Source organism: Nonomuraea sp. K271, from assembly GCF_009908215.1.
Taxonomy (GTDB): domain Bacteria; phylum Actinomycetota; class Actinomycetes; order Streptosporangiales; family Streptosporangiaceae; genus Nonomuraea; species Nonomuraea longispora.
The window spans coordinates 1-18,673 of record NZ_JAAAHR010000113.1 but is presented as its reverse complement, the minus strand read 5'-3'; the positions used below and the strand labels follow the sequence as shown (position 1 = coordinate 18,673).

Sequence of the window (18,673 nt, the reverse complement as noted above, 5' to 3'; positions counted from 1 at the left end):
CCTCTAGCAGGGGAGCTCTCGGACGTAGGGGGGTCGTGGGGTGACCGGTGAATGAACGCCGTGTGACACTCGAGCTTGTGTTGTTCTTTCAGCGTGCCGGCCGGTTACGGCAGGCGCAGAAAGGTGCGGAAATCATGCAACGCACACAGCTCAAGAAAGCCCGGCAGGCCGCACGTCATCCCAAGGTGGAGGCGCCGGACACGCGCACTCCGTCCGGCCGGCTGCTGCGGTTCTAGGAGCCCGACATGACTACCGAGATCACCGCGCCGGCCATCGGCCTCGCCGCCCTCCTCGACCAGGACCCGGCCTTCCGCCTGCACGAGGGCGGCAAGCTCGAGACGCGCCCGTCCGTTCAGGTGCGCGACCTCGACGACCTCTCGCTCGCCTACACGCCGGGCGTGGCCCGCGTCTGCACCGCCATCGCCGAGCGGCCCGAGTTGGCCGACGACTACACCTGGCGTTCCAACGTCGTGGCGGTCGTCACCGACGGCACCGCCGTGCTCGGCCTCGGCGACATCGGGCCCACTGCGGCGATGCCGGTCATGGAGGGCAAGGCGCTGCTGTTCAAGCAGTTCGGCGGGGTGGACTCCGTGCCCATCTGCCTCGACTGCACGGACGTCGACGAACTGGTGGAGACGATCGTCCGGATGGCCCCGTCGTTCGGCGGCATCAACCTCGAGGACATCAGCGCGCCGCGCTGTTTCGAGGTGGAGCGCCGGCTCAGGGAGGTGCTGGACATCCCCGTCTTCCACGACGACCAGCACGGCACGGCCATCGTGGTGCTGGCGGCGCTGCGCAACGCGGCGCGGGTGACCGGCCGTCGGCTGTGGGACCTGCGCGCCGTCGTGGCGGGGGCGGGCGCCTCCGGCCTCGCGGTCGCGAGCATGCTGATGAACGCCGGCATCGGCGAGGTCGCCGTGTCCGACAGCAAGGGCGTGCTCCACACCGGCCGCGACGACCTCAACCCCCACAAAGCCCTCATCGCGGGCTGCACCAACCAGTCCGGGCACACCGGCACGACCGAGGAGGCCCTGGCCGGGGCGGACGTCTTCATCGGACTGTCGGGCTCGACGATCAGGGAGCGGGCCATCGCCTCCATGGCGCCCGGCTCCATCGTCTTCGCGCTGTCCAACCCCGAGCCCGAGATCCACCCCGGGATCGCCCGGGAGCACGCGGCCGTCGTGGCCACCGGGCGCAGTGACTTCCCCAACCAGATCAACAACGTGCTGGCCTTCCCCGGAGTCTTCAGGGGCGCCCTGTCGGCCCGCGCCTCGGCCATCACCGAGAACATGAAGATCGCCGCCGCGCACGCCCTGGCCGCCGTGGTCGAGGAGGAACTGTCGGCCGACCGGATCCTGCCGGAGGCGTTCGACCCCCGCGTCGTGCCCGCCGTCGCCGCGGCGGTCGCCGACCAGGCCCGCCGTGACGGCGTGGCCCGGCTGCCCGGCCTCTGAGCCGTGCCGGTCAGCGGTAGTAGCCCTCGACCGGTACGCGGGCCTCGGCGTAGAGGGCGGGACCCTCGCTGGGCGGGTCGGTGAAGGCGGTGCCGGGCGGCTTGAGCCCGTCGAGCTGCTCGCCGGACAGCGCGTAGACGACCCGGCCGAGGCCCGAGCGCGCGATGGCGCCCGCGCACATGCCGCACGGCTGGCAGCTCGTGTACATCGTCGTGGCGGCGGCGGTCGCCTGGTCGAGCGCGCGCCCGGCCCAGCGGGCCAGCTTGAGCTCCGGATGGGCGGTGATGTCGCGGTCGGTGAGCGAGGAGTTGCGCTCCTCGGCCAGGACGGTCCCGTCGGGCCCGGCCAGCAGCGAGCCGAACGGCGGGTTGCCGCCCGCGCGGGCCTCGCCGGCCAGCGCGATGGCGCGGCGCAGGAGCTTGTCGTCGTCGGGTGTCATCGGTTCTCCCTGGCCTTGGCCTACGACTCCTGCAGGCGGCGGATCACGGCCTGCTTGGCCGTCCCGAACTCGTCGTCCGTCAGCACTCCGGCGCGGTGCAGATCGCCCAGCTCGGCCAGGCGGCGCAGCACGGCGTCGTGCACGTCGTCGGCGACGGACGCGGGAGCCGGCGGCAGCTCGGGAACGTCGCGCGGCAGCCGGGCGAGCACGGCGGCGGCGACCAGGGCGGTCGCGCCCCCGAAACGCTGGATGCCCCAGGCCACGCAGCGCGTGTCCTTCTGCGGCGACTGCTGGACGGGCCGTTCGCCCTTGATGCGGAAGCGCAGCGTGCCGTAACCCATGCCGGACTGGGGCTTCCACTCAACCCCGGCGATGTCGGACAGCGGGAACTCCTGCGAACCCGCCTTCTCCTTGTCGGTGCTCGCGAAGCCGGTCCACTCCAGGCGCACGCGATCGCCGTCGAACAGCGCGGTGCCGTCGCCGGCGGTGGCGGAGATGGGCACCGGCGGTGGCGGCAGCAGGTAGTCCTCGCAGGGGCCGCTCGGCGTCTGGTAGACGAGCAGGGTGTCGCGGACCTCGTCGGCGAAGTATTCGCCCGCTCCCGCACGGTTCTTCGGGACCGCCAGACGGTAGGGGTCGGCGGGCGGCACCAGCAGGCCGGCGACGACGTCGGACAGCGCGTCGGCGCCCTTGCGCAGGCGCAGGCGCACGTGCCCGCCCTTGCGGCCCGGCTCGTACGTCACCCCCGCGATCGCCGCCAGCGGGACCACCACCTCGCCCAGTGTCCTGCGCAGCTCGTGGACGTCCTTGTCGCTGCCGGGCACGATGCGCAGCACTTCTCCGTTGAACGTCCACAACCCGTCGGGGACGGCGATCTCGGCCATAGTCTTCAGCGTAGGACAACTCGGGGCCCGGGCCATAGCGGGAGGAAAGGCATGCAGACCTTCACGAGCTGGACGTCCTGGAAGCAGGCGGAAGGGCCTCTCGGCAAGGTGCTCCCGCCGCAGACCGTGGGCGTCCTGCGCGACGCGGTGGTGTTCGCGCGGCGCTGGCACGGGGCACAGCAGCGGCCCACCGGGCGGCCGTACCTCGATCATCTGCTGGAGGCGCTGGAGGTGGCCGTCGCCGGCGCCGGGGTGGACGAGCGGGACGTGCTGGTGGCGATCGTGCTGCACGACGTGCTGGAGGACACGCCGTGCACGGAGGCGGAGATCGCGAACCGGTTCGGGCCGCGCGTGGCCGCGCTGGTGCGCTGGGTGAGCAAGCCGCGCGGCGGCGTGAAGGCCGACTATCTGGCCTCCCTGGTCAAGGCTCCGCCGCAGGCCGTGCTGGTGAAGCTTGCCGACCGGGCGAGCAACGTGCAGGAGCTGCAGCGCATGCCGTGGCGCTTCCAGCGCAGCTACTACTTCGAGACGGTCGCCTACATCATGCCGCTGGCGGGGGTCCATCCGTGGTTCGCGAGGTGGTTCGCGCAGTGGCGCGAGCACTGGCGCCGCGTGGAGCGCTGGCCCGCCCGCTGACGGGAGTCGCCGGCCCCTGACCGTGGCCCCTGACCGTGGCCCGCACCGGCCGCGCTATTCGTCGATCCGGCCCACGCGGTTGCGTACGCCCTTGAAGTGGGCGTGCACGGCGGACACCGCGCCGGCCCGGTCGCCCGCGAGCACGGCGGTGTAGATGTCGCGGTGCCGCGTGACCACGTCGCCGGGCGACTCGTCGGGCACCCCGAGCTGGTCGCGCAGCTGGTAATAGACGTCCCAGAACGCCCCGAGCAGCTGGCCGACCAGCGGGTTGCCGAGCGGCCGGTAGAGGAGGTCGTGGAAGAGGCGGTCGGTCTCCGGGGAGACGGGCCCGGCCTGCGCTTCGGCCTCCATCCTGACGATGACGTCGGCCACCGGCGTCAGGTCGGCGGCGGGGCCGAGCTCGATGAGACGCTCCACGAGGCCGCTCTCCAGGATCTCGCGGATCTCGATGAGGTTGGCCAGGTGGTTCTTGCCGTTCTGCAGCGTGATGCGGCTGTGGAACGTCAGTTCGTTGACGAGCCCCGCCAGCGACATCCGCCCGACGAACATGCCGAAGCCGTGCCGGATGTCGACGATGCCGACCGCCTGCAGGGCCTTCAGGGCTTCCCTGATCGAGTTGCGGCTGACCTGCAGCTCCTCCATCAGCTCCGACTCGGTGGGCAGGGGGTCGCCCGCCACCAGCCCGCGCCTCACGATGAGGTCCTTCACGCCCTCCTGGGCCTCCACGGCCCTGCTCGGGCGTACGGGGCGCGGGACAGTCGTCATGAGCAGTCACCTTCTCATAGCCACTTACGTAACATTACGGAAATCTTTGGTTGACCTAGGGCCGGATTGCCATCTAGCGTCCCACTTACGCAAAAGATAGGACATGGGACGTCCCATGTTCTACCCCTCAGGAGGCATCCGTGAGCTCTGACTTCAGCCGCCGCGACTTCCTGCGTTACAGCGGAGCGACGGGTGCGGCGGCGTTCATCGCGACCACCCTCTCCGCCTGTTCCGGAGGCCCGGCATCGACCGGCTCGGTCGGCGCCGGATCCAACAAGGACCTGATCACCGCCGTCATCGGGTACGGCAACGACCAGAGCTGGGACCCCACGCAGACCGCGTCCGCCTTCTCGATGGCGGCGATCAACCACGTCTACGAAGGACTGCTCGACACCGACCCGATCACCCGCGAGCCGTACGCCGCGCTCGCCACAGAGCTGCCGTCCGACCTGAACGCGACCTCATGGAAGTTCACCCTCCGCGAGGGCGCCACGTGGCACGACGGGAAGCCGGTCACCGCCGACGACGTCGTCTTCACCTTCGAACGCGTCCTGGACCCCGAGGCGAACGTGCTGATCGGCAACTTCTTCAGGTCCTGGCTGGAGGAGGTGAAGAAGGTCGATGGCCGGAGCGTCGAGCTGGTCTTCAAGTTCCCCTTCGCCGACGCCGCGCCCCGGCTGACCATCGCCAAGATCATGCCCAAGCACGTGTTCGGCCAGCCCGGCGCCTGGGACCAGGCCAAGGGCGGCAAGGCCGTGGGCTCGGGGCCGTACAAGCTGGTCGCGCACAACCCCAAGTCGAACACCTCCTTCGAGGCGTACGACGGCTACAACGGCCCGCGTCCGGCCACGGCCAAGAAGATGAACTGGCTGACCATCGTCGACGCCGCCGCCCGCGTGGCCAAGATCTCCGGCGCGTCCGCCGAGGCGCAGATCGCCGACAACATCCCCTACGCCAACGTCGACCAGCTCAAGCAGCAGGGGCTGACGGTCGAGGGCGGCAAGGGCATGAACCACATGTTCCTGATGTTCAACACGGCCACCAAGCCGTTCGACGACGTACGGGTGCGGCAGGCGCTGCACTACGCCATCGACAAGCAGAAGATGATCGACGTGGCGCTCAAGGGCCACGGCACGGCCTCCAGCTCCTTCCTCAACGAGGGCCACCCCGACCACAAGCGGGCCTCCGTCGTCTACGACCACGACCCCGACAAGGCCAAGGCGCTGCTGAAGGAGGCGGGCGTCAGCAACCTGACGGTCAACCTGATGGCCGTCAACGTGAGCTGGATCGCCGACTGCCTGCCGACGATCGCCGCCTCCTGGGAGGCGGTCGGCATCAAGACCACGCTGGAGCCGCAGGACACGGCGGCGTTGTTCACCAAGATGGACCAGTTCCAGGACTACCAGGTGGTCGCCGCCGCCTCGAACCCCAACCAGTTCGGCATGGACGCCGACCTGATCTGCCGCTACAACTTCGTCGAGGGCGGCCTGTGGATGAAGTACGCCCACTACGACGGCACCAAGGACGCCAAGGCGCTGTTCGCCCTGATGGACGAGGCCACCAAGGAATCGGACAAGGAGAAGAAGAAGGCGACGGTCCACAAATATCTGGACATGATCGCTGAGCAGGCAGTGCTCTACCCGGTCGTCCACACCGAGCTCATGACCGCCTGGGACGCCAAGAAGCTGTCCGGCATCGAGGCCCAGCCGTATCCCGGAATCAACCTCCTGCAGGCCAAGAGGACATGACGCTCGTCGCCCGGATGCTGCTGCGGCGGCTCCTCATCCTCATCCCGCTCGTGCTCGGCGTGGTCGCGTTCGTGTTCATCGTGATGCGCTTCTCCAACAGCAAGCCGGAGTACGCCTACTTCCAGGGCGCGAACCCGACCCCCGAGCAGATCCACCAGTTCCAGCTCGAGAACGGGCTGCTGGACCCGCTCCCGCTGCGCTACGTCCGCTTCGTCATGGATCTGGCGCAGGGCGACATGGGCACCAGCGTGCTCACCAAGAAGCCGGTCATCGAGTCGGTGACGACGGCCCTGCCGCTGACGTTGCAGCTGACGTTCCTCGGCCTGGTCGTGGGGCTGGTGCTGGCGTTCGTGTTCGGCGTGGCCGCGGCGCTCTACCGCGACCGCTGGCCCGACCAGCTCGTCCGCCTGGTGTCGCTGATCGGGGTGGCGGCGCCGTCGTTCTGGCTGGCGCTGCTCATGATCCAGTGGCTGGCGGTCGGCGAGGGACTGTTCCCCACCGGCGGCTACATCAACCCGGCCGACTCGTTCGTCGGCTGGCTGCGGTCGATGACGCTGCCCGCCCTGTCGTTGTCGTTGCCGATCGCCGCCCAGCTCACCCGCATCATCCGCACGTCGGTGGTGGAGGAGCTGGACCGCGACTACGTGCGCACCGCGTACGGCAGCGGCCTGCCGCCGATCGTGGTCGTCGGCAGGAACGTGCTGCGCAACGCCCTCATCAACCCGCTGACCGTGCTCGGCCTGCGCATCGGCTACCTGATCGGCGGCACCGTGGTCATCGAGACGATCTACGGCCTGCCCGGCATGGGGCAGCTCATGATCAACGCCGTGCGCGACGGCGACCCCGCGGTCGTCCAGGGCGTGGTGCTGACCATCGCCGTCGGCTTCATGATCGTCAACCTGGTCGTCGATGTCCTCTACCTGCTGGTCAACCCCCGCCTCAGGAGCGCCTCATGAGACGTGGACTCACCGACCGCCTGGCCCGCCCGGGCGTGACGTTCCGCAGGCTGAAGCCGCTGTCGTGGATCTCGCTCGGCCTCATCGCCGCCGTCGTGCTGGCGGCGGTGCTGGCGCCGCTCATCGCGCCGCACTCGCCGTTCTTCCAGGAGGCGTCCGGCGGCGGCCCGTCGGCCGAGCACTGGATGGGACTCGACAGCGCCAACCGCGACATCCTGTCCAGGCTCCTGTACGGCGCCCGCTGGTCCCTCGTCATCGGCCTCGGCGCGACCGGGCTCGCCCTGGTAGCCGGTGCGGTCATCGGCGCCGTCGCCGCCACCTCGCGCAAGGCCGTGGACGAAACCATCATGCGCCTGCTCGACGTGATCATGGCGTTCCCCGGCATCGCGCTGGCCGCCGTGCTCGTGGCCGTGTTCGGCGGCAGCATCCCCGTCCTCGTCATGGCCATCGCCTTCCTCTACATGCCGTCCGTCGCCAGGGTCGTACGGGCGAACGTCCTCGCCCAGTACGGCGAGGACTACGTCGCGGCCGAGCGCATCATCGGCGCCCGCACCCCGCACATCGTCGTCAAGCACGTCGCGATCAACTGCGCGGCGCCCGTGCTGGTGTTCTGCACGGTGATGGTGGCCGACGCGATCGTGTTCGAGGCGTCGTTGTCGTTCATCGGCGCCGGCGTACGTCCGCCGGACCCGTCGTGGGGCAGCGTCATCGCCGACGGCAAGAACCTCGTGCTGCTCGGCGGCTGGTGGGGCACGGTCTTCCCCGGCCTGCTGATCCTGCTGACCGTGCTCGCCCTGAACATCCTGTCCGAAGGCATTTCCGACGCCTGGGCGGCGCCCGCCGCCCGCAAGGCGCCGGTCAGGAAGGACGAGGACGCCTTCGAGCGGGCGCAGCCCGGCTCCGGCGAGGTCGTCGAGCTTCCCGGACTGGCCGAGGCCGCGCAGCGGCTCGCCGAGCGTGCCCGCCCGCTGCCTCAGGGGCCGCCCATCCTCACGGTGGAACGGCTGCGCATCGGGTTCACCGAGGGCGTGGACATCGTCGACGGCATCGGCTTCGAGGTGCGCCCCGGCGAGGTGCTCGGCCTGGTCGGCGAGTCGGGCTGCGGCAAGTCGCTGACCGCGCTCACCATCATGGGCCTGCAACCCCGCGACGCCCGCGTCAGCGGCCACGTGCGCTTCGACCAGCGCGAGCTGCTCTCGCTACCGCGCCGCGCCCGCCGCCGGCTGCTCGGGCACGAGATGGCGATGATCTACCAGGACGCGCTGTCCTCGCTCAACCCCGCCATGACCATCAAGGCCCAGCTCAAGCAGCTCACCCGCCGCGGCGGCCGGCGCACCCCCGCCGAACTGCTCGAACTCGTCGGCCTCGACGCCCGCCGCACCCTGTCGTCCTATCCGCACGAACTGTCGGGCGGGCAGCGGCAGCGGGTGCTCATCGCGATGGCGCTGTCGCGCGACCCCAAGCTGATCGTCGCCGACGAACCCACCACCGCGCTCGACGTGACCGTCCAGGCGCAGGTCATCGAGCTGCTGCTGAAGCTGCGCGAGGAGCTCGGCTTCGCGCTGATCCTCGTCTCGCACGACCTCGCGCTCGTCGCCGACGTCACCGACCGCGTGGTCGTCATGTACGGCGGCCAGATCGTCGAGACCGGCGCCACCCCCGCCCTCGTCGGCGCGCCCGCCCACCACTACGCCCGCGGCCTGCTCGGTTCGGTGTTGTCGCTGGAGTCGGGGGCCGAGCGGCTCACGCAGATCCGCGGCGTCGTGCCCGCGCCGGCCGACTTCCCGGACGGCTGCCGGTTCGCCGACCGGTGTCCGATGGCCACCGACGTGTGCCGTACCGACACGCCCGTCCTGGACGGCCCCGTGAACGGAGACGCCACCCACGCGGTGGCCTGCCACCATCCGGCGGTCGCCGCGACCGGCACGAACCGCGAGACGAGGAGCGAGCAGCGTGCTTGAGCTCGACGACGTGCACGTCGTGCACAAGGCCCGCTCAGGCGGCCTCTTCACGCGGGACCGCGTCTACGCGCTGACCGGCGCCGACCTCACCGTCGCCGCCGGCGAGACCGTCGGCATCGTCGGCGAGTCGGGCTGCGGCAAGTCCACGCTGGCCAAGGTGCTGGTCGGCCTCCAACGGCCCACCTCCGGCACCGTGACCTACCGCGGCAAGGACCTGTGGTCGCTCAAGGAGTCCGAACGTCGCGCCCTCATCGGGTCGAGCGTCGGCATGGTCTTCCAGGACCCGTCCACGGCGCTCAACCGGCGCCTGCCCGTACGGCAGGTGCTGCGCGACCCGCTCAACGTGCACCGCCGCGGCACCCCCGCCCAGCGCGACGCCCGCGTACGCGAGCTGATCGACCTGGTCGGGCTGCCGTCCAGCGCCGCCGAGGCGCTGCCCGGCCAGCTGTCCGGCGGCCAGCGCCAGCGCGTCGCCGTGGCCAGGGCGCTCGCGCTCGAACCCGAGCTCGTCGTCGCCGACGAGCCCACCAGCGCGCTCGACGTGTCGGTCCGCGCACAGATCCTCAACCTGCTGCTGGACCTCAAGGAACGGCTCGGGCTCGCGCTGGTGTTCGTCTCGCACGACATCCAGACCGTACGCAGGATGAGCGACCGCGTCGTCACCATGTACCTGGGCCGGATCGTCGAGCAGACACCCGCCCACGCCGTGCCGCACAACGCCCGGCACCCGTACACGCGGGCGCTGTTCTCCGCCACCCCCGGGCTGATCTCGCCGATCAATCCGATCCCGCTCGTCGGCGCCGTGCCCTCGGCCACCAGGCCGCCCAGCGGCTGCCCGTTCCGCACGCGGTGCTGGCGGGCCGACGACGCCTGCGCGGCGGAGATGCCCGCGGCGCGGACGGACGACGACCACCTGTTCCACTGCCACCACCCGGTGGCGGCAGGAGCGACCGACCTCGAACTGATCCAGGAGCGCCCATGAGGCTTACCGGTGTGATCCCCCCGGTGTGCACCCCCTTGACCCCCGACTACCAGGTGGACACCGCGTCGCTCACCCGGCTGGTCGACCATCTGCTGGCCGGGGGAGTGGACGCGCTGTTCGTGCTGGGATCCTCGTCGGAGGTGGCGTACCTGACGGACGCGCAACGGCGGGTGGTGCTGGACACCGTCGTCGGGCACGTGGGCGGTCAGGTGCCGGTGCTCGCCGGAGTGATCGACATGACGACGCCGCGGGTGCTCGAACACGCCCGCGTCGCCCGTGAGGCCGGAGTGTCCGGGTTGGTGGCCACCGCGCCCTTCTACACGCGCACCCACCCCGACGAGATCCGCACCCATTTCCGTACGATCGCCGCGCGGGGCGGGCTGCCGGTCTACGCCTACGACCTGCCGGTGTCGGTGCACACCAAGCTGAGCGCCCCTCTGGTGCTCGAACTGGCCGCCGAGGGCGCGCTGGCCGGGGTCAAGGACTCCAGCGGCGACGACGGCGGCCTGCGCGAGGTCGTCCTGGGCCGTACGGCGCCGTTCAGCGTGCTGACCGGGTCGGAGGTGACCGTGGACTCGGCGCTGTGGACGGGCGCCGACGGCGTGGTGCCCGGCCTCGGCAACGTCGACCCGCACGGCTACGTCGAGCTCTACCGTTGCGCCTCCCGCGGCGACTGGGAGGCGGCCAGGGCCGAGCAGGAGCGCCTGGTCAGGTTGTTCCAGATCGTCCACGCCGGCGGCTCGCGCATGGGCGGCAGCTCGTCCGGCCTTGGAGCGTTCAAGGCCGCGCTGCACCTGCGCGGGATCATCGACTGCCCGATCACCGCGCTGCCGCAGATCCCGCTCAACGACGACGAGACCGGCAGGATCGGCAAGCTCCTGGCCGCCGCCGGCCTGCTCTGACCCGGCCCGACCGGCCGACCGGAACGGGCCGCTCAGACCGGGCCGCTCAGACCCGGCCGCTCCCCAGACCAGGCTCTCAGACCGGGCTGGCCAGCTGGGCGACGTCCTCCGCGCCGTCCTGGATGAGCTTCGCCGACAGGTCGGACAACGCCCGCCCGACGGCCAGCTCGTCCCCGATCCCCGGCACGGGCCGGTCGGCGGGATTGCGCCGGGCCCGGCCCACGCTCTCGTGCCGCTTGCCGTCCGAGGTGAACAGGACCGCCGTGGCCGTGGTCACGGCGTCCTCGTCGTCCTCATGGATCCAGATCTGCACGTTCCACTGCTTGTCGTCCATCGTGGGCACCTCCCCTTCCTCCGAGCCTGCCTCCAAGCAGGCCCGGACGTAAAGCGGCAGGTCAGCGCTCGGCGTGCGCGGCGCGCTCGTTCGGCACGCAGTGCGTCATCTCCAGGCCCTCGACGTCGCGGGGGCCGTTCCTGCCGAGCTTGGCCAGCCGGTTGCGATCCTCCTCGGTGAGGTCCTGGCTCTTCAGCGGCTCCAGCTGAGCCACGTCGTCCGGACCGATGCCCAGCCCTTCGCCGACGCGCAGCCCGAGATCGTCCTCGGCGAGCAGGAAGTGCCAGACCATGCGCTCCTGGATACGGCGGTCGCACTGGCGCAGCGCCGAGACGAAGTTGTGCACGAGGTCGTCACGCTCCCACTGCTCCATGAGCAGGTAGCGCTGCCCGGCCTGGGTGTAGTCGTTGGTACGCGGTATGCGCTTGCGGGTGAGCCGCCCCCTGACCTCCGGCCCGACCTCGTCGGGATGCGGGTACTCGGCCTCGCGCAGGCCGCCGCGCAGCGACGGCTCGTAGTTGATGTGCGGGTCCTCGCCCCCGGTGTCGACGAAGTACGTCATCAGCCCGTCGCGCTGGTTGGTGCGGATGGCGGCGTTCCTGGCCTGGTTGACCGGCAGTTGCAGGTAGTTGGGCCCGACGCGGTAGCGCTGCGTGTCGCTGTAGGAGAACGTACGGCCGATGAGCATCTTGTCGTCGGAGAAGTCCAGCCCGTCCACTAGCACGCCGGTGCCGAACGCGGCCTGCTCGTTCTCGGCGAACTGGTTCTCCACGTTCCTGTCGAGCACCAGCCGCCCGACCGGCAGGGCGGGGAACTCGTTCTCCGGCCACACCTTGGTGTCGTCCAGCGGGTCGAAGTCGAGCTCGGGATGCTCGTCGTCGCTCATCAGCTGGACCAGCAGCTCCCATTCCGGGTAGTCGCCACGCTCGATGGCGTCGTGCAGGTCCTTGGTGGCGTGCCCCAGGTCGTTCGCCTGGATGACCGCGGCGTCGGCCTCCGTCATGCTGCGCACGCCCTGCTTGGGCATCCAGTGATACTTCACCAGGAACGACTCGCCCTCCTGGTTGACCCACTTGTAGGTGTTCACGCCGAACCCCTGCATGTGCCGGTAGTCGGCGGGGATGCCGCGCGGGCTGAACAGGTTGACCAGCATGTGCAGGCTTTCGGGCGTCTGCGACATGAAGTCGAAAATGCGGTTGGGATCCTGCCGGAACGTGACCGGGTCGGGCTTCAGCGAGTGGATCACGTCGGGAAACTTGATGGCGTCCCTGATGAAGAAGACCGCCAGGTTGTTGCCGACCAGATCCCAGTTGCCGTCCTCCGTGTAGAACTTGACCGCGAAACCGCGCGGGTCACGCGCGGTCTCGGCGGAGTCCCGGCCGCCGATCACGGTGGAGAAGCGCAGGGCCACGTCGGTGCGCTTGCCCGCCTCCTGGAAGAGCTTGGCCCGGGTGAAACGGCTGATCGGCTCGTCGCCGAGCTTGCCGTACGCCTCGAAGAAGCCGTAGCTTGTCGTGCCCCTGGCGTGCACCACGCGCTCGGGAATGCGCTCCCGGTCGAAGTGGCTGATCTTCTCCAGGAACTGGTAGTTCTCCAGCGTCGCCGGGCCGCGCGGGCCGATCGTGCGCTGGTTCTGGTTGTCGTAGACCGGGTGTCCCTGCCGGTTGGTGAGCACCTCGCGCTCGTCGTTCGGCCCGGAACCCATACCGGAAACATCAGTCATCGTCGTTCCTTCCCCCGGACGAGTCCTCCCCGCCTGCCCCCAAGCCCGGAGCGGAAACAGGAAAAGGAATGGCCCTGATGACGGTGGCCTCCTCGGGCGTGAGCCGCTCAAGAAAGTCGACCAGGGTGGCGGCCTGGTCGCCGCTGGTGGCCAGGCGTGCCGCACCAGCTCCGCGGTGTAGGCCGCTTTCGTGGAGATCGGCTCGTAGACGTGGGCCCGGCCGACCGGCTCGCGCTTGAGCGGGCCCTTGGTGTGCAGCTTGTCCATCACGGTCATGACCGTGGTGCAGGCGATCTGACGGAGGTCTTCGAGGACGTCACGGACGGGAGCGGGCTGGCGGTAGGACCACATCCTGTTCGTGATCGTGGACTGAAGCCCTCCCAGGGGGCGCTTCATGGACGCCATGCTACGGCTGTCGTACATGTCAATCCGTCGCCGACCGCCGGCCGGGCGGTGTGATCACCTGCTCACGCCGTCGGCGGGCCGCCGCAGCAGGCTCAGGTCGGCCCGCCGGGGCAGGCTCTCCCAGTCGCCCTGCGAGGTCACGGCGAACGCCCCCGCCGCGCACGCCGTGCTGAGCCGCTGCGCGGGCTCCGCCCCGGCCAGCCAGTCGGCCAGCCAGCCGGCCGCGAACGCGTCGCCGGCCCCCACGGGGTCGACCTCCGTCACGTCGTAGGGGTCCGCCCGCAGTTCGACGCCGCCGGACAGCTCCATGGCGCCCTCGGCCCCGAACTTGATCAGCACGTGGCGCGGCCCCAGCTTCGCCAGCGCCCCGGCCAGCTCGGAGGGGCCTTCGACGTCGGCGACGAGCCGGCCTTCCGCCTCGGTCGCGAACAACACGTCCACGTCGCCGACCGTCTCGCGCAGCCACGCCCCCGCCTCGTCGGGCGTCCACAGCGCCTTGCGGTAGTTGACGTCGAGTGAGACGAGCACGCCCGCGGCCCGCGCCTCGGCGATCGCGTGGCGTACGGCATCGCGGGCCGTGCCGGAGAGCGCCGGTGTGATCGCGGAGACGTGCAGCACGCGGGCCGACCGGATCAGCTCGGGGTCGAGGTCGGCGGCGCACAACCGCGAGCCCGCGCTGTCCCTGCGGTAGTAGCGCACGTCGATGAGGTCGGCCGTACGCCTGCCCTTGATCATCAGCCCGGTGGGCGCGTCGGGGTCGGCGATGGCCCGCACGTCCACGCCCTCGCCCCGCAGGGTCGAGCGGATCAGGTCGCCGAACTCGTCGGCCCCGACCCTGCCGACCCAGGCCGCGCGGTGGCCGAGCCGGGCGACGCCGATCGCGACGTTGGACTCGGCGCCGCCCAGGCCCAGGTCGAAGTCGCGGGCGAAGCGCATCGGCCCGGTGCGGCGGGCGGCGAACAGCGCCATGGTCTCGCCGAAGGTGACGAGTTCTGTCGTCGGTGTGCTCGGCCCCGTCATCGGCCCCGTCATCGGCACTGGCTACCCAGCTTTCTCGAGATCCGCGCCGCCGCCCCGGCCACCAGCGGCCCCAGCTCTCGTACGCGCGCGGCGGTGATCCGCGAGGAGAGGCCGGAGACGGAGATGGCGGCGGCGACCGCGTCGTGGTGGTTGAAGATCGGCGCCGCGACGCAGCGCACCTCGGGCTCGTTCTCGCGGTCGTCGACCGCGTAGCCGCGGCGCCTGGTGTGGGCCAGGTCGGCGCGCAGGCGTTCGGGGTCGACGATCGTGTGCCTGGTCTTCGGCTCCAGGCTCAGCTCGACGAGGGCGTCCTCGGGCTGCCAGGCGAGGATGGCCTTGCCGACGGCCGTGGAGTGGGCGGGGCCGCGGCTGCCGATGCGCGAGCCCATGCGGACGGTGGCGTCGTTCTCCACTTTGTCGATGTAGACGACGTGCGGCGGGTCGTAGACGACGAGGTGGACGGTCTCGCGCACGTCGTTCATCAGCCGGTGCGACTCCTCGGCCGCGACGGCCCGCAGGTCGAGCGTGGCCAGGTAGGACTGGCCGAGCCGCAGCGTGCCGTGGCCCAGCCGGTAGGCGCCCGTCCTGCGGTCGCGGTCGAGCAGTCTGGCCTCGACGAGCGGCGTGGTCAGCCGCAGCACCGTGCTCTTGGGCAGGCCGACCGCCTCGGCCAGCTCCGTGAGCGACAGGCCCGAGTGCTCACGGACGTGCTCCAGCACGGTCAGCGCACGTCTGAGCGAGGCGGACTGGTTACGTTCCGGCACGTGGGCCACCATACCGACCCAAGCGCTTCTGCAGCACACCGTTCTGCACTGCAGAACCGCTCACGAGCGGGAGGGCCCGTCCGCGACCGCGATCGTGTGCTTGTCGCCCGGGGCCAGGAACTCCAGCAGCCGCCGGCCCTCCTCCTCGGCCTCGTCCATGACGGAGATCGGCTCCCACCGGTGCAGGGTGAGCGTGGAGGTGTCCTTGGCCCGGGTGACCGTCCAGTCGCCGGCCGCGACGCCGTCCACGAGGATGATCCGCGGGAGGGAGGCGTTCTTGCCCATGAACCTCTTCAGCGTGGCGGCCGCGCGTTCCGTCACGACCCTGGACCGGTCGGCGTGCGACAGGAACAGGTTGTCGAAGTCGTACATCAGCCGCACCGGCGCGGGGGTGTCCTCGTCGGGGCGGGGAGCGCCGGGCAGGTCGTACAGGGTCCTGCCGTTCTCGTCGGTGAAGCGCGCCAGGTCCAGCGACTCGGCGACCTCGCCGAGCCGGGTCAGCCCCGACCACGTCTGCGCGTCCATCACCGACGCGGGACCGAACGCCGCCAGATAGCGCAGCACCAGCTCCGCGGGCGTCATCGGCGGCGCGTGGAAGCCCAGCCAGGACTCGGCGGTGGTGTGGGCGGCGGGCCCGCTCCTGCCCCAAAGCCCGCGCGGCGGCACCTGCACCAGCGGCAGCAGCCACCGCACGGCCTGGCTCAGCGCGTGGGCGTCGTGCGACGGCCACCGTTCGGCGAGCGCTCGCCCCAGCTCGGCGAACGTCATCGGCCGCGCCTCCAGCAGCGCCCGGCCCGCGCCCGCCAGCTCGTCCAGGTCCACCCCCTCCAGCCGCCTGCCGAACGCGCCACCGGCGCCGCGCTCGCCCACGACCTGCAGCAGGGGCCGCATGGCCAGGCAGTCGCGGGCGGTGACGAGGTGGATGGTCGAGCGCTGCAACGCGATGCGGACAAGCTGACGCGAGGACAGCAGGCCGGCCGCGTCGTCAGGCTTGAACCCCTCGATGCGGCTCCACAGGCCGGTGTACCAGGTGTGCGGCGTCTGGGCCTGGAGGCCGCCCAGGTGCTCCACCACGTCGGTCACGGAACGGGTGGTACGGCGCAGCAGGAACTGCCTGTCCAGGGTGGCCCGGTTGAGCGCCCTGCGGCTGATGAGGGGATGCATGGCCCCACGGTAGAGGCCAATGCGGCCTGTTACGGACCGCGATGGCCGCCGGTGGCCGGGCGGTGCCGGTCGACCGCCTCATCGACGACCTCTACGCTCACGAGGTGCCGCCCCGGCCTCGCGGCGCCCGAGGTGGGCGAGCTGATCAGCCTGGCCTGCGGCCGTCCCGCTGACGCCGCCACGGTCGCGGAGATCGCCGAGCGCACCGGCGGAAACCCGTTCTTCGTCAGGGAGACCGCGCGCCTGCTCGACGCGGAGGGCGTGGTGGCGATGCCCGCCGGCGTGCGCGACGTGCTGCGCCGCCGTGTGGCCAGGCTGCCCGCGCAGGCCGGGACCATCCTGCGGCAGAGCGCGGTCATCGGCCGCGAGAGCGACGTCGACGTGCTGAGCGCCGTCAGCGGCGCCGACGAGGAGTCCGTGCTGGCGGCCATCGAGTCAGGGCTGGTCACCGGGCTGCTGTGCCCCACCGCACAGGTGCTCGGGGACCTGGCCGCGTTCCTGGGGCGCCCGGCCGAACCCCACTACCGGGAAGCGCTGGAGGTCGGCGAACGGGCGGACGTGCGCCTTTGGACCGACGCCGCCCGCGCACGCTTGACATCACCCCGCTCGTGACCGAAAGGGGAGTGCTTGTGGTGAAACGCTAAGATCGGATCATCGTCGGGGAAGCTGGAGCGTCATGACGGATGTGCGGCCGAGAACCCTGCTCGCCATGGGACGGCAGGTGGCGGGACGGATCTTCGCCGGGCAGGCGCGCGACCGGCTGACCGCCGTCGCCGACACCGACCCCGACCTGGTGGCCGACGACTTCGACGCCCTCGCCGTGGCCGGCGCGCTGGCCGAGGCCGAGGTGCTCTGCACGAGCTGGTGGTGCCCGCCGATCACCGGCGACGTGCTCGCCAGGGCGCCCAGGCTGCGGGCGATCGTGCACGCGGCGGGCAGCGTGAAACACCACGTCACCGACGCCTGCTGGGAGCGCGGCATCCTCGTCTCCTCGGCGGCGGCCGCCAACGCCGAACCCGTCGCCGAGTACACCCTGGCCTCCATCCTGTTCGCCGGCAAACGGGTGCTGGACATCGCCGGGCTCTACCGCGAGCGGCGTACGTCCCTCGACATCGAGGGCCTCTTCCCCGGGTTCGGCAACTACCGGCGCACGATCGGCATCGTCGGCGCGTCCTGGATCGGCCGGCGGGTCATCGAGCTGCTGCGGCCGTTCGACCTCGACGTGATCGTCGCCGACCCGTACCTCACGGAGGACCTCGGCGTGCCCCACGTCGAGCTGGACGAGCTGTTCGACCGGTGCGACGTGATCAGCCTGCACGCGCCCTCGCTGCCCGAGACCAGGCACCTCGTCAACGCCGCCCGCCTCGCCCGGATGCGCGACGGCGCGACCCTCATCAACACCGCCCGGGGCGCCCTCGTCGACCAGGACGCGCTCGTCGCCGAACTGTCCAGCGGCCGGCTGTACGCGGTGATCGACGTGACCGAGCCCGAGGTGCCGCCCGCCGACTCGCCCCTCTACGACCTGCCGAACGTGCTGCTCACGCCGCACATCGCCGGCTCTCTCGGCGGCGAGCTGGGCCGCATCGCCGACCTCGCGCTCGACGAACTCGCCCGCTACGCCCGGGGCCTGCCCTTCCGGTACGGCATCGAGGCGGAGACGCTGGCCACGAGCGCCTGACAGCGGCGCGATAATCTGCCCCTCATGCACGAACGGGTGATCGACGGCCGCTTCGAGCTCGTGGAACGGCTCGGCGGCGGGGGCATGGGCCTGGTGTGGCGGGCCCGCGACGTCGCTCTGCGCCGCGAGGTCGCGCTCAAGGAGGTGCGCCCGCCGGATCCCCTCATGGACGAGCACGACCCCGACGCCGCCCGCGAGCTGCGCGCCAGGGTGCTGCGCGAGGCCAGAGCCCTGGCCCGGCTGAACCACCCGCACGTGGTCACCATCCACCACATCGTCGACCCGGGAAAGCACGACTACCCGTGGATCGTCATGGAACTGGTCCCCGGCGGCTCCTTGCAGGACCGGCTCAAGCACGGCCCCATGCCGCCGGACGCCGTGGCCCGCCTGGGCCGCGAGGTGCTGTCCGCCTTACGCGCCGCGCACGCCGTCGGCATCCAGCACCGCGACGTCAAACCCGCCAACGTGCTGCTGCGCGAGGACGGCCGCTCGGTGCTCACCGACTTCGGCATCGCGGCCGTACGCGAGTCCACGACCCTGACGGCCACGGGAGCGTTCATCGGCTCACCCGAGTACATGGCGCCCGAGCGCATCAACGGCGTCGAAGGGGAGCCGGGCTCCGACCTGTGGTCGCTCGGCATGCTGATGTACGTGGCCGTGGAGGGGCGGCACCCGCTGCGCAGGGGCACGGCGCTGGCCACGCTGGCGGCCGTGCTCAACCAGGAGATCCCGCCGCCCGGACGTGCGGGGCCGCTCGGCCCCGTCCTTTCCGCCCTGCTCGTACGCGACCTGGAGGCCCGGCCGGACGCCGCGACCCTGGACCTGCTGCTGGAGTCGGCCGGCGCCCCACCCCCAGGC

General features: G+C 71.1%; 18 protein-coding genes and 1 pseudogene. 10 read left to right on the top strand and 9 right to left on the bottom strand.

Translation table 11 applies throughout. The features are described 5' to 3' along the window. Nucleotides 1–245 precede the first annotated feature (245 nt). Nucleotides 246–1,454, top strand: coding sequence for an NAD(P)-dependent malic enzyme (locus tag GUY59_RS31265; RefSeq protein WP_138201263.1), 1,209 nt, complete (start codon nt 246–248; stop codon nt 1,452–1,454). A 10-nt stretch (nt 1,455–1,464) separates the two neighbouring features. Here the strand turns inward: GUY59_RS31265 and GUY59_RS31260 are convergent, their stop codons facing one another. Next, on the bottom strand, nt 1,465–1,893 hold the full coding sequence (locus tag GUY59_RS31260) for a nucleoside deaminase (protein ID WP_138201264.1): 429 nt from the start codon (nt 1,891–1,893) through the stop codon (nt 1,465–1,467). A 20-nt stretch (nt 1,894–1,913) separates the two neighbouring features. After that, nucleotides 1,914–2,777, bottom strand: a complete 864-nt coding sequence (locus GUY59_RS31255; protein ID WP_138201265.1) for a DUF4429 domain-containing protein — start codon at nt 2,775–2,777, stop codon at nt 1,914–1,916. 51 nt (nt 2,778–2,828) lie between these two features. On the opposite strand from GUY59_RS31255, the gene GUY59_RS31250 reads away from it, so the two are divergent. Beyond that, nucleotides 2,829–3,413, top strand: a complete 585-nt coding sequence (locus GUY59_RS31250) for an HD domain-containing protein (protein ID WP_138201266.1) — start codon at nt 2,829–2,831, stop codon at nt 3,411–3,413. A 54-nt stretch (nt 3,414–3,467) separates the two neighbouring features. On the opposite strand, the gene GUY59_RS31245 is transcribed toward GUY59_RS31250, so the two are convergent. After that, the gene (locus tag GUY59_RS31245; protein ID WP_138201267.1) at nt 3,468–4,178 is read right to left on the bottom strand and encodes a FadR/GntR family transcriptional regulator; all 711 of its coding nucleotides are present in this window, start codon (nt 4,176–4,178) and stop codon (nt 3,468–3,470) included. 140 nt (nt 4,179–4,318) lie between these two features. Here GUY59_RS31245 and GUY59_RS31240 point away from each other — a divergent pair, with 140 nt between their 5' ends. Genes GUY59_RS31240 through GUY59_RS31220 form a run of 5 tightly spaced genes read left to right on the top strand, consistent with a single transcriptional unit; the run spans nt 4,319 to nt 10,727 of the window. Then, nucleotides 4,319–5,926: an ABC transporter substrate-binding protein gene (locus tag GUY59_RS31240; protein ID WP_138201268.1), complete on the top strand. Its 1,608-nt coding sequence runs from the start codon at nt 4,319–4,321 to the stop codon at nt 5,924–5,926. After that, a complete protein-coding gene (locus tag GUY59_RS31235) occupies nt 5,923–6,882 on the top strand; it encodes an ABC transporter permease (RefSeq protein WP_138201269.1) in 960 nt (319 codons plus the stop codon). Before GUY59_RS31240 ends, GUY59_RS31235 begins: the two co-directional genes overlap by 4 nt. After that, nucleotides 6,879–8,843: a dipeptide/oligopeptide/nickel ABC transporter permease/ATP-binding protein gene (locus GUY59_RS31230; RefSeq protein WP_138201270.1), complete on the top strand. Its 1,965-nt coding sequence runs from the start codon at nt 6,879–6,881 to the stop codon at nt 8,841–8,843. The genes GUY59_RS31235 and GUY59_RS31230 overlap by 4 nt, the downstream gene beginning before the upstream one ends. After that, the gene (locus GUY59_RS31225) at nt 8,836–9,825 is read left to right on the top strand and encodes an oligopeptide/dipeptide ABC transporter ATP-binding protein (RefSeq protein ID WP_212746196.1); all 990 of its coding nucleotides are present in this window, start codon (nt 8,836–8,838) and stop codon (nt 9,823–9,825) included. The genes GUY59_RS31230 and GUY59_RS31225 overlap by 8 nt, the downstream gene beginning before the upstream one ends. Further along, nucleotides 9,822–10,727 carry a dihydrodipicolinate synthase family protein gene (locus GUY59_RS31220; RefSeq protein WP_138201272.1) on the top strand — a complete coding sequence of 302 codons (906 nt, stop codon included), beginning with the start codon at nt 9,822–9,824 and terminating at the stop codon, nt 10,725–10,727. The genes GUY59_RS31225 and GUY59_RS31220 overlap by 4 nt, the downstream gene beginning before the upstream one ends. Nucleotides 10,728–10,803: 76 nt before the next feature. On the opposite strand, the gene GUY59_RS31215 is transcribed toward GUY59_RS31220, so the two are convergent. From GUY59_RS31215 to GUY59_RS31190, 6 genes and pseudogenes are all read right to left on the bottom strand, one after another. Then, a complete protein-coding gene (locus GUY59_RS31215; protein WP_132340521.1) occupies nt 10,804–11,061 on the bottom strand; it encodes a DUF1876 domain-containing protein in 258 nt (85 codons plus the stop codon). 61 nt (nt 11,062–11,122) lie between these two features. Beyond that, a complete protein-coding gene (locus tag GUY59_RS31210) occupies nt 11,123–12,784 on the bottom strand; it encodes a catalase (protein ID WP_138201273.1) in 1,662 nt (553 codons plus the stop codon). 219 nt (nt 12,785–13,003) lie between these two features. Further along, nucleotides 13,004–13,135 (bottom strand): annotated as a pseudogene (locus tag GUY59_RS49160) (BlaI/MecI/CopY family transcriptional regulator); the annotation flags it as partial. A 108-nt stretch (nt 13,136–13,243) separates the two neighbouring features. Continuing rightward, nucleotides 13,244–14,221, bottom strand: coding sequence for a sugar kinase (locus GUY59_RS31200; protein ID WP_236667678.1), 978 nt, complete (start codon nt 14,219–14,221; stop codon nt 13,244–13,246). Then, entirely contained in the window at nt 14,218–14,985 is a 768-nt protein-coding gene (locus GUY59_RS31195; protein ID WP_138201274.1) for an IclR family transcriptional regulator, read from the bottom strand. Before GUY59_RS31195 ends, GUY59_RS31200 begins: the two co-directional genes overlap by 4 nt. A 48-nt stretch (nt 14,986–15,033) precedes the next feature. Further along, complete coding sequence (locus GUY59_RS31190) at nt 15,034–16,137, bottom strand: winged helix DNA-binding domain-containing protein (protein ID WP_138201275.1); 1,104 nt, start codon at nt 16,135–16,137, stop codon at nt 15,034–15,036. A 132-nt stretch (nt 16,138–16,269) separates the two neighbouring features. On the opposite strand from GUY59_RS31190, the gene GUY59_RS31185 reads away from it, so the two are divergent. From GUY59_RS31185 to GUY59_RS31175, 3 genes are all read left to right on the top strand, one after another. Next, nucleotides 16,270–16,749 (top strand): hypothetical protein, encoded by a 480-nt coding sequence (locus tag GUY59_RS31185; RefSeq protein WP_138201276.1) that lies wholly within the window; start codon nt 16,270–16,272, stop codon nt 16,747–16,749. Nucleotides 16,750–16,813: 64 nt separating this feature from the next. Further along, the gene (locus GUY59_RS31180) at nt 16,814–17,815 is read left to right on the top strand and encodes a hydroxyacid dehydrogenase (protein WP_138201277.1); all 1,002 of its coding nucleotides are present in this window, start codon (nt 16,814–16,816) and stop codon (nt 17,813–17,815) included. Nucleotides 17,816–17,839: 24 nt separating this feature from the next. Next, nucleotides 17,840–18,673: serine/threonine-protein kinase (locus GUY59_RS31175; RefSeq protein ID WP_201761560.1), on the top strand; the 834-nt coding region annotated here is incomplete at its 3' end.